The sequence below is a fragment of the Fibrobacter sp. UWOV1 genome (assembly GCF_900142495.1).
Taxonomy (GTDB): Bacteria; Fibrobacterota; Fibrobacteria; order Fibrobacterales; family Fibrobacteraceae; genus Fibrobacter.
Genome location: NZ_FRBA01000014.1, coordinates 41,039 through 50,058, shown reverse-complemented (window position 1 = coordinate 50,058; position 9,020 = coordinate 41,039). Strand labels below are relative to the sequence as shown.

7 protein-coding genes are annotated in these 9,020 nt (G+C 52.1%); 3 read left to right on the top strand and 4 right to left on the bottom strand.

The annotated features are described in order from the left end of the window. Positions 1-391: 391 nt before the first annotated feature. Entirely contained in the window at positions 392-2,650 is a 2,259-nt protein-coding gene (pflB, locus tag BUC02_RS14180) for a formate C-acetyltransferase (RefSeq protein WP_073323632.1), read from the top strand. A 74-nt stretch (positions 2,651-2,724) separates the two neighbouring features. Here the strand turns inward: pflB and BUC02_RS14175 are convergent, their stop codons facing one another. Then, entirely contained in the window at positions 2,725-3,789 is a 1,065-nt protein-coding gene (locus tag BUC02_RS14175) for a family 16 glycosylhydrolase (protein WP_073323630.1), read from the bottom strand. A 122-nt stretch (positions 3,790-3,911) separates the two neighbouring features. Between BUC02_RS14175 and pflA the strand changes: the two genes are divergently transcribed. Beyond that, positions 3,912-4,667 (top strand): pyruvate formate-lyase-activating protein, encoded by a 756-nt coding sequence (gene pflA / locus BUC02_RS14170; RefSeq protein ID WP_073323628.1) that lies wholly within the window; start codon positions 3,912-3,914, stop codon positions 4,665-4,667. 475 nt (positions 4,668-5,142) lie between these two features. Here pflA and BUC02_RS14160 read toward each other — a convergent pair whose 3' ends face one another. Continuing rightward, on the bottom strand, positions 5,143-6,345 hold the full coding sequence (locus BUC02_RS14160) for a type II secretion system F family protein (RefSeq protein ID WP_073323626.1): 1,203 nt from the start codon (positions 6,343-6,345) through the stop codon (positions 5,143-5,145). Between the two features lie 3 nt (positions 6,346-6,348). Then, positions 6,349-7,416, bottom strand: a complete 1,068-nt coding sequence (locus BUC02_RS14155) for a type IV pilus twitching motility protein PilT (protein WP_073323625.1) — start codon at positions 7,414-7,416, stop codon at positions 6,349-6,351. A gap of 130 nt (positions 7,417-7,546) precedes the next feature. Between BUC02_RS14155 and BUC02_RS14150 the strand changes: the two genes are divergently transcribed. Beyond that, a complete protein-coding gene (locus tag BUC02_RS14150; RefSeq protein ID WP_212668320.1) occupies positions 7,547-8,038 on the top strand; it encodes a TlpA family protein disulfide reductase in 492 nt (163 codons plus the stop codon). A 22-nt stretch (positions 8,039-8,060) separates the two neighbouring features. Here the strand turns inward: BUC02_RS14150 and epmA are convergent, their stop codons facing one another. Then, entirely contained in the window at positions 8,061-9,011 is a 951-nt protein-coding gene (gene epmA, locus BUC02_RS14145; RefSeq protein WP_073323621.1) for an EF-P lysine aminoacylase EpmA, read from the bottom strand. Positions 9,012-9,020: the final 9 nt, after the last annotated feature.

Genomic DNA, 9,020 nt, shown 5'->3' with positions numbered 1-9,020 from the left:
ACGCCACGCGAACGTCGCGAGGCAGGCAAAAAGATATCTTTGGAGGAAGGAGGTCCGGTCGGCGGTGACAACCCAGTCGGTTGAACTGTAAACCGAATCAGTCGTACCGGGAAAATGGTGTAAACCAAAACAGTGAAACTGTCAACCCGGTCAGTAAAATCACCTAAAAAGTGTCAACCTTTTTCAGTGATGGTCACAGGCGTAGAATTAGGTCTTTTACAAAAATCATAATCTGTAAAACAGAGCATCAAGAAAGCAAAATATAGTCCAAATAATCCCTTTGGGCATACCCCCTTATTTTCTATATTGGGGTTCAAACAAAAATCAACAAAAAGAAAGACTCGGCTGTCTGAATTTATGGCGTTGGCCAGCCGAGCAAAGAAGGAAAATCATGAGCGAAGCATGGAATGGCTTTACCGGCGGACTCTGGCAAGAAGAAATCAACGTCCGCGACTTTATTCAACGCAACTACACCGCCTATGAAGGCGGCAAGGAATTTTTGGCAGGCCCGACAGACGCCACCGAAAAACTCTGGGGTGAACTCCAGAAGCTGCAGGCCGAAGAACGCAAGAAGGGCGGCGTGCTCGATATGGACACCGACATCGTTTCGACGATTACGAGCCATAAGCCGGGCTACATCAGCGAAAGCCTCAAGGACCTGGAAAAGGTCGTGGGCCTGCAGACCGACAAGCCGCTGAAGCGCGCCTTCATGCCATTCGGCGGCATCAAGATGGCCGAAGAATCCTGCCAGCAGTATGGCTACACTCCGAGTGCCGAACTCCACAAGATTTTTACCGACTACCACAAGACCCACAACCAGGCCGTGTTCGACTGCTACACCCCGGAAATCCGCGCCGTGCGCAAGGCACACTTGCTGACCGGTCTTCCGGACACTTACGGTCGTGGCCGTATCGTGGGTGACTACCGTCGTGTAGCCCTTTACGGCATCGACTACATCATCCAGCAGAAGCAGAACGACCTCGCCCACGTGGGTGACGGCACCATGACCGACGACGTGATTCGCCTGCGCGAAGAAGTCGCCGAACAGATCAAGGCCCTTAAGGCCATGAAGGTGATGGCTGCTAGCTACGGTTTCGACATCTCGAAGCCGGCTACCAACGCCCGCGAAGCTTTCCAGTGGCTCTACTTCGGTTACCTCTCTGCCATCAAGACGCAGAACGGTGCCGCCATGAGCGTTGGCCGTATTTCGACCTTCCTCGACATTTATATCGAACGTGACCTCAAGAACGGCACGCTCACTGAAAGCGAAGCCCAGGAACTCGTGGACCACATGGTCATGAAGTTCCGCATGGTCAAGTTCGCCCGTATCGAATCTTACAACCAGCTCTTCAGCGGCGACCCGGTGTGGGCCACCCTCGAAGTCGGCGGTATGGGCCAGGACGGCCGTCCGATGGTCACCAAGAACGACTTCCGTTTCTTGCACACCCTCGAAAACATGGGCCCGTCTCCGGAACCCAACCTCACCGTTCTCTACACCAAGCGCCTCCCTGAAAACTTCAAGGAATATGCCGCCTACATCTCTGTGACGACCAGTTCGATCCAGTACGAAAACGACGACGTGATGCGCCCGGTTTGGGGTGACGACTACAGCATTTGCTGCTGCGTTTCTGCAACGCAGACCGGTAAGGAAATGCAGTTCTTCGGCGCCCGCGCAAACCTCGCGAAGGCTCTCCTCTACGCCATCAACGGCGGCAAGGACGAAGAAGGCGGCCTGGTGCCCGGTATGCAGATCGGTCCGGAACTTGCCCCGATTACCGGCGACGTGCTGAACTACGACGAAGTGATGCACAAGTACGACATCATGCTCGAATGGCTCGCAGGTATCTACGTGAACACGCTGAACCTGATCCACTACATGCACGACAAGTACTACTACGAAGCCGCTGAACTCGCCCTTATCGATACCGACGTACGCCGCACGTTTGCAACGGGTATCGCAGGATTCAGCCACGTGGTCGACAGCCTTTGCGCCATCAAGTACGCCAAGGTTTCCGTGGTCCGCGGCGAAAACGGCCTCGTGAAGGACTTCAAGATCGAAGGCGACTTCCCCAAATACGGCAACGACGACGACCGCGCCGACGAAATCGCCGTCTGGCTCCTCAAGGAATTCATCGCGAAGATCAAGAAGCACCACACCTACCGCGGCGCCGAACCGACCACGTCGATTCTTACGATCACCAGTAACGTTGTTTACGGCAAGGCCACTGGCGCCCTCCCCGACGGTCGCCCGGCTCACGCCCCGTTCGCTCCCGGTGCAAACCCGAGCTACGGCGCCGAAAAGAACGGCCTGTTGGCCTCGCTCAACTCTGTCGCCAAGCTCCCGTACGAATACGCACTCGACGGCATCAGCAACACGCAGACCATCAGCCCGAATGCTCTCGGCCACAGCGACGACGAACGCGCCCAGAAGCTCGTCACCGTCATGGACGGTTACTTCGCCCAGGGCGCACACCACCTGAACGTGAACGTGTTCGGCGTGGAAAAGCTGCTCGACGCCCAGGCGCACCCGGAAAAGCCCGAATACGCGAACTTCACCATCCGCGTTTCCGGCTACGCTGTCAAGTTCCTCTCGCTCACGAAGGAACAGCAGGACGACGTGATCAGCCGCACCTGCCACGGCGTGCTGTAATAGTAAACTGTAGAAAAGCAAAAAACGTCCCGGATTTTATCCGGGACGTTTTCATTTATGGAGGAGAACAAAAACTAGTTGTCAGCTTCGCGGGTCATCAGGAGCTTGCAGTAACCATCTTCAACGACCACGTTGTCGCGGTTCAGCATGACTCGTTCCATTTCCCAGTTGCCGGTGCCCCAATGGTCGGAAAGATCCGTGCCATCAAAGTCATCCTGCCAATCCAGGGTAAAGGTCTTGGTTGCTTCATCATACTTATAGGTACGCACATAGTCAATCCATTGAGCCTGCGGACCGGCAGCGAGTTCAGAGCCCGTAAACTTGCCCACCCATGCGGCACTCTTCGATGCCCAGAGGTTAAAGCGGAGCGACTGTTCTTCGGTCAAGAAGGCAACCTGGTCGGCATCAGCATGAGTACCGCGAGTGATACCGAGCGTATCGCGACGGATTTCAACGCTGTCGATTTCCCAAGCGACATATTCCGGTGTCCAGATAAGGGCATAGAGGTGGAAATCTTCCGTTGCATCGAACCCGTATTCGTGAATCTTTTCAGAAGATGTATTCTTCTTGATGGAAGGGTCGCCTTCACGGGTAATGATGTTGGACTGCCAAGAAGTTCCGCCCTTGCCGAGCACTTCGATATCGATTTCATTCCAAGGAATGTCGCCATTCTTGTAGGAATCATCGTAGTAAAGGAACATGGAACTCACGGAACCCGGAATCGAGACCATCTTCATGCGGGCTTCAAAACGGCCATACTTGAACTGGTCGCGGCCAGAAAGTTCAGCACCGTAATAGGTATAAGTCACATTCGGGTCGTCAACGACCGGAGTCGGGTCCGGAGTCACAACCGGGTCCGTAACCGGATCGGTCGGAGTCTGGGTCGGATTCGTCACGGCAGGATCCGTTGCGGGATCGGTAGCCGGGTCCGTCTGGGTCTGAGCCGGGTCAGTCTGGGCCGGATCGGTCTGCGTCTGAGCAGGATCAATTGCAGGGTTGGTAGCAGGATCAGTCGGATTCTGAGTCGGGTCCACCACAGCAGACGGGTCAGAAGCTACGGGAGCATGAGAGCTGCTGTCATCGCTACAAGCGGCAAACAGGCCAAGAGCGATAATCGGGAGAAGGAATTTCGTTTTCATAAACTACCTCGTTTCTTTGAATATAAATATACCCCCTTTTTCGGCTCCCATGTAGCGTCCAAAACGCAAACCAAACACAACTGTATCAAAAGTATCAATCCATAAATTTCTACATTTACAATATGCTCGGACGAATCAACAAATTAGAGACCTTTGGCTCCGTAGACGGCCCCGGAGTGCGTTTTGTCGTATTTGTGCAAGGCTGTCCCATGCGTTGCCAGTTCTGTCACAACCCCGAAACCTGGGATTTCGGCGCGCAAAGCGCAAACGGAATCAATAATGGTTCGTTCGAAATTTCTGCAGAAGATTTGCTCAAGAAAGCCCTACGCTACCAGAGCTATTGGGGTAAAGACGGCGGCATCACCGTCAGCGGTGGCGAGCCGCTTGCGCAAATGGATTTTCTCATCGAGTTCTTCGAAGCCGCCAAAGCCGCAGGCGTACACACCTGCATCGACACCTCCGGCGTAAACTTTGCCCGTAACGAGCCCTACTTCGGCAAGTTCAAGCGCCTCATGGCCGTGACAGATTTGCTCCTCGTCGACATCAAGAACATCGACCCCACAGAACACAAGAAACTCACCGGTCACGACAACAAGAACATCCTCGACATGTTCCGCTATCTAGATGAAATCCAAAAGCCCATCTGGATCCGCCACGTACTCGTACCCGGCATGAGCGACAACGACGAACTGCTAATCAAGACCCGCGAATTCATCGATACGCTCCACAACGTTGAAAAAATCGAAGTTCTCCCCTACCATGCTTTAGCGCTTGCCAAGTACCAAGATCTCGGCATCGACTACGCACTCAAAGACGTAAAATCGCCAAGCCCCGAACGGATTGCTAACGCCAAGAAAATTTTAGGAATACTTCCATAACAGTAGGAAGTAAAAAGGCTGCCTAGCGCAAGTGAAGCCATTTTGTCAGCGGAATGGCAATAATAAAATTTATAATAAAGTTCTCTACGAAAATGAAAAGCAAAGGAAGTTCAATTTCTGGAGTAAGATTTATCGAAATAGACCTCACTCCGCGATTCTCTGGATCAAGTATCAACATAACCACACTCATGACAAGTGCGAAAACAAAACACTTGATAAAATTTTTTATAAAGTCTTTTGATTTCTGTTGCATCGTGACGTACTAATATGAGTAAAGGCTAAAAGGCTTTTTGTAAAAAGTCAATACTTAACTAAAACGAAATTTTGCAGAAAAACGAGTGAGGCGAGGCGACCTTACCGGCCGTAGCGTACTATTTTAGCAAGGGATAAGAAACAAGTAAGACGAGGCCACGACCCCCGAAGCCGTAGTAAAATCTACGGCGAGAGGGGGAGTAACGAAGTATTACGCAGTTTATTATCCCTTGACCGCGTCGCCCATGGAAAACATTGGCATATACATAGCGATCAGCAAGCCACCGACGGCACCGCCGAGGAACACGATAATCAAAGGTTCCATCATGCCCACCACGGCGTCCACTGCGGCGTCCACTTCTTCATCATAGAAGTCAGCCAATTTCAAAAGCATGCCACCAAGGTTACCGGTTTTTTCACCCACACCGGTCATCTGAATCACCATAGGCGGGAAAAGTCCCGTATCCTGCATCGGGTCGGCGATACTCTTACCGCCCGCAATACCGATTGCAATCTTGTTGATACCTTTTTCCACCACCTTGTTCGTCACGGTCGAGGCCACCACCTTCAAAGAATCCATGATGGACACACCGGCATTCAGCAAAGTACCAAGCGTTCTCGCAAAACTAGCGGTCGTCGACTTAATCTGAAGGTCCCCTAGTTTAGGCACTTTCAGCATAAAGCCGTCCCAAGCAAACTTTGCCGCAGGCACGCGCATGGCCACCTTAAAGCCGACAATCAAGAGAATCGCGCCGATAAACAGGAACGCACCATTATCGCGTATAAAGTCAGAAATGCTCATCACTGCCTGCGTCGGTGCAGGGAGTTCGGCATCAAGGGCTGCGAACTGTTCAGCGAACGTCGGCACAACGAAGGTCATAAGGGCGATCACCACCAAGATACCCACAATAATAAGCATCACCGGATAAGTCAGGGCCTTTTTCACTTTACGTTTCAGACGTTCCTGGTTTTCCAAGGTTTCTGCCAGACGAGCCAAGATACCGTCCAAAATACCACCCGCTTCACCGGCCGCCACCATGTTCGTATACAGGGTGCTGAAAACCTTCGGATGCTGCGCCAAGGCGTCCGCCAACGACGAACCACCGTTAATGGACTGCGTAATCTTGTGGACCACGTTCTTGAGTTCCGGATTTTCGCACTGGTTCTCCAGAATGTTCAAGCACTGCAACATGGGCAAACCGGCAGAGCTCATCGAAGAGAACATACGGGTAAAACGGGCAATTTCTGCAGGCTTGATACCCGAGCCAATCTTGATCTTGATTTCGGTCGGTTTCTTCTTGAGGCTTACAATGATAAGGCGCCTGCGCATCAAGAGCGCTTCGGCTTCAGCCTTGTCCTTCGCTTCGAGAGTTCCCTCGAAATTGTTACCCTGGCTATTTGTCGCCTTGTAAAGGAATTCTGCCATAAATTACACGCCTTCTTTCACAAACAACTGTTCCAGCTGGTCCGGACTCGGAGAGCGGGCAAGCGCATCGAAACGGTCAACCTTGTGGTTCTTCACCAATTCGCACAAGCACATGTTCATGGTGTTCATGCCGAACTTTTGGCCAATTTCAATCATCGATTCAATCTGGTGAACCTTGTCATCGCGAATCAACGCACGAATACCCGGAGTCACGTTCATAATTTCGTACGCCATCACGCGGCCACCGCCAATGCGCGGGATAAGCGTCTGGCATATCACGCCCTGGAGCACAAACGAAAGCTGCGTACGCACGGTCTGCTGTTCGCCCTTGGGGAAAGCGTCCACCACACGGTTAATCGTCTGCACACAAGAGTTGGTATGCAAAGTCGCAAAAGCCAAGTGACCCGTTTCTGCAATCGTGAGTGCCGCACGGATTGTTTCAAGGTCACGCATTTCGCCGATAAGCACCACGTCAGGGTCCTGACGCAGCGCCATCTTAAGAGCCTGGGCAAAACTGTTGGTATCGCTACCAACTTCACGCTGGTTAATCATACAACCCTGGTGCTTATGCAAGAATTCAATCGGGTCTTCCACCGTCAGAATGTGGTCGTGACGTTCCTTGTTGATCTTGTCGATCATGGCAGCCAAGGTCGTCGACTTACCGGAACCGGTAGCACCTGTCACCAGCACAAGGCCAGACGGGCGGGTTGTGAATTCGGCCAGAATTTTCGGAAGGCCGAGCTCCTTAAAGGTCTTAATTTCAAGCGGAATAATACGCAAGGCCAAAGCCACGCAACCGCGCTGCAAATAAGCGTTCGCACGGAAACGAGCGAGGTTTGCAATACCGAAAGAGAAGTCGCATTCCTTCTGCTGTTCGAAAGTCTTCTTTTGGCCTTCGTTCATCAGACTATATGTCATGCGCATGGTTTCGTCCGGTTTCAGCTTGTCTTCGCCAATAGGCGTAAGCTTGCCGGAAAGACGGATGAGAGGGGGCGCACCTGCCGTAATGTGCAAGTCAGAAGCGCCACGCTGGACCATTTCAGAAAGAAGATCTTGAATATTGTATGCCATGCTTAAGAATATAACTTAAAAAAGGCCAATTTTTCCATTAAAAACCCACATTTTTCAAAAAAAAACGCTATTTTATTATTCTAGAATGGAACTTGGGCGTAAAATAACCTCTTCGCGAGGCGTTTTTTCCGTGGTATGCACGCTGCTTTTGGCACTTGCATTCCTGTTTTCTGCATGCGGGCAGGAACACTTCCAGGCGGCACCCACCAAAATCGAAGACTTTAAGGGAAAACTGCTAGACGGCAGTCTTTCAACTTACCAAGCCGAAAAGGGAACCGTTACCTTAATCGCTCTTACCGCCTCGTGGTGCCCTGGCTGCCGTGCCGAACTTCCGTTACTCAAAAAACTTGACGAAGAATTTGCCGACAAGGGTTTCAAGATTTTAATGGTGAACGAAGACGACTCCCCTAGAATCGGAGCTAAGTACAACAAGGCTGCAGGAATCACCTGGACCACCTTCCACTGGAATTACGACATGATGAACGTGCTCGGAAATCCGGGCGTGATTCCCGTAACCTACCTCGTGAACGCACAAGACAGCATCGTGAAAATCAACGTCGGAGAATTCGACGAGAACAAGATGCGCAAGCTGATCGGGAAGTTAGTTGACGGTCGGAAGTAGACAGTCGGAAGTATTTTGAATATCAAGCGATTGGGCTCGGGAAGAGGATCACGTCCTTGATTTCCCTTTTTCCCATCGCAAGCATAAACAATCGGTCTAGACCTAGTGCCACGCCAGAACAGGCGGGCATTCCCGATTCAAGCGCTTCCAAAAAGTTTTCATCAATCGGCGGCAAGGGTTTGTTCATGCCGCGGCGAATTTCTAGGTCAGCAGCAAAGCGCCTGCGCTGTTCGGCAGCATCGGTGAGTTCCGTGTAGCCGTTGCAAAGTTCCACCTGGTCTACAAATAGTTCGAATCGACGCGCCCAAGTGAAGCCGTCTTCGCCCACGTACGTCTGTGCAAGCGCCGCCTGCGACTGCGGGTAATCTAAAATGAACTCGGGACCGTTCTTGGCAAGCGCGGGTTCTACCGCAAAAACCATCAGGTAATCCCACCAGTCTTCGCGGGACATGGCGGTACCATCGGCCGGGAGCGGAATTTCGCGGGCGGTACAGGCCGCGGCAAATTCTTCGCCCGAAGCCGTCAACGGATTCACGCCGGCATAATTCTTGAACGCATCGATCCAGCGCGTGCGGCGAGCGTTAATGGGCTTACCGATGATTTCAGAAACGAGCGCCTCGACCTCGTCCATCAACTTTTCTTGCGGCATGCCGACGCGGTACCATTCCACCATGCTGAATTCATTGTTGTGGTGGGCGCCGAATTCATCTTTGCGGAAAGACTTTGTAATCTGGAAAATGTCGCCGAATCCCGCCGAGAGCAAGCGCTTCATGTGGAACTCGGGGCTCGTCATCATAAAATGCCTGCCCTCGACTTCGAAGTAATCCAGCTGAGGGTCGGTACCGCCCGCATTCGAAAGCGTCGGCGTTTCTACTTCCAACACCCCGCGACCCTCAAAGAAAGCACGCACCTTGTTCATCAAGGCTTGACGCTTTACCCAAGAATCACGAGAACAAGTCGGCTTAAAGGACATATAAAATGT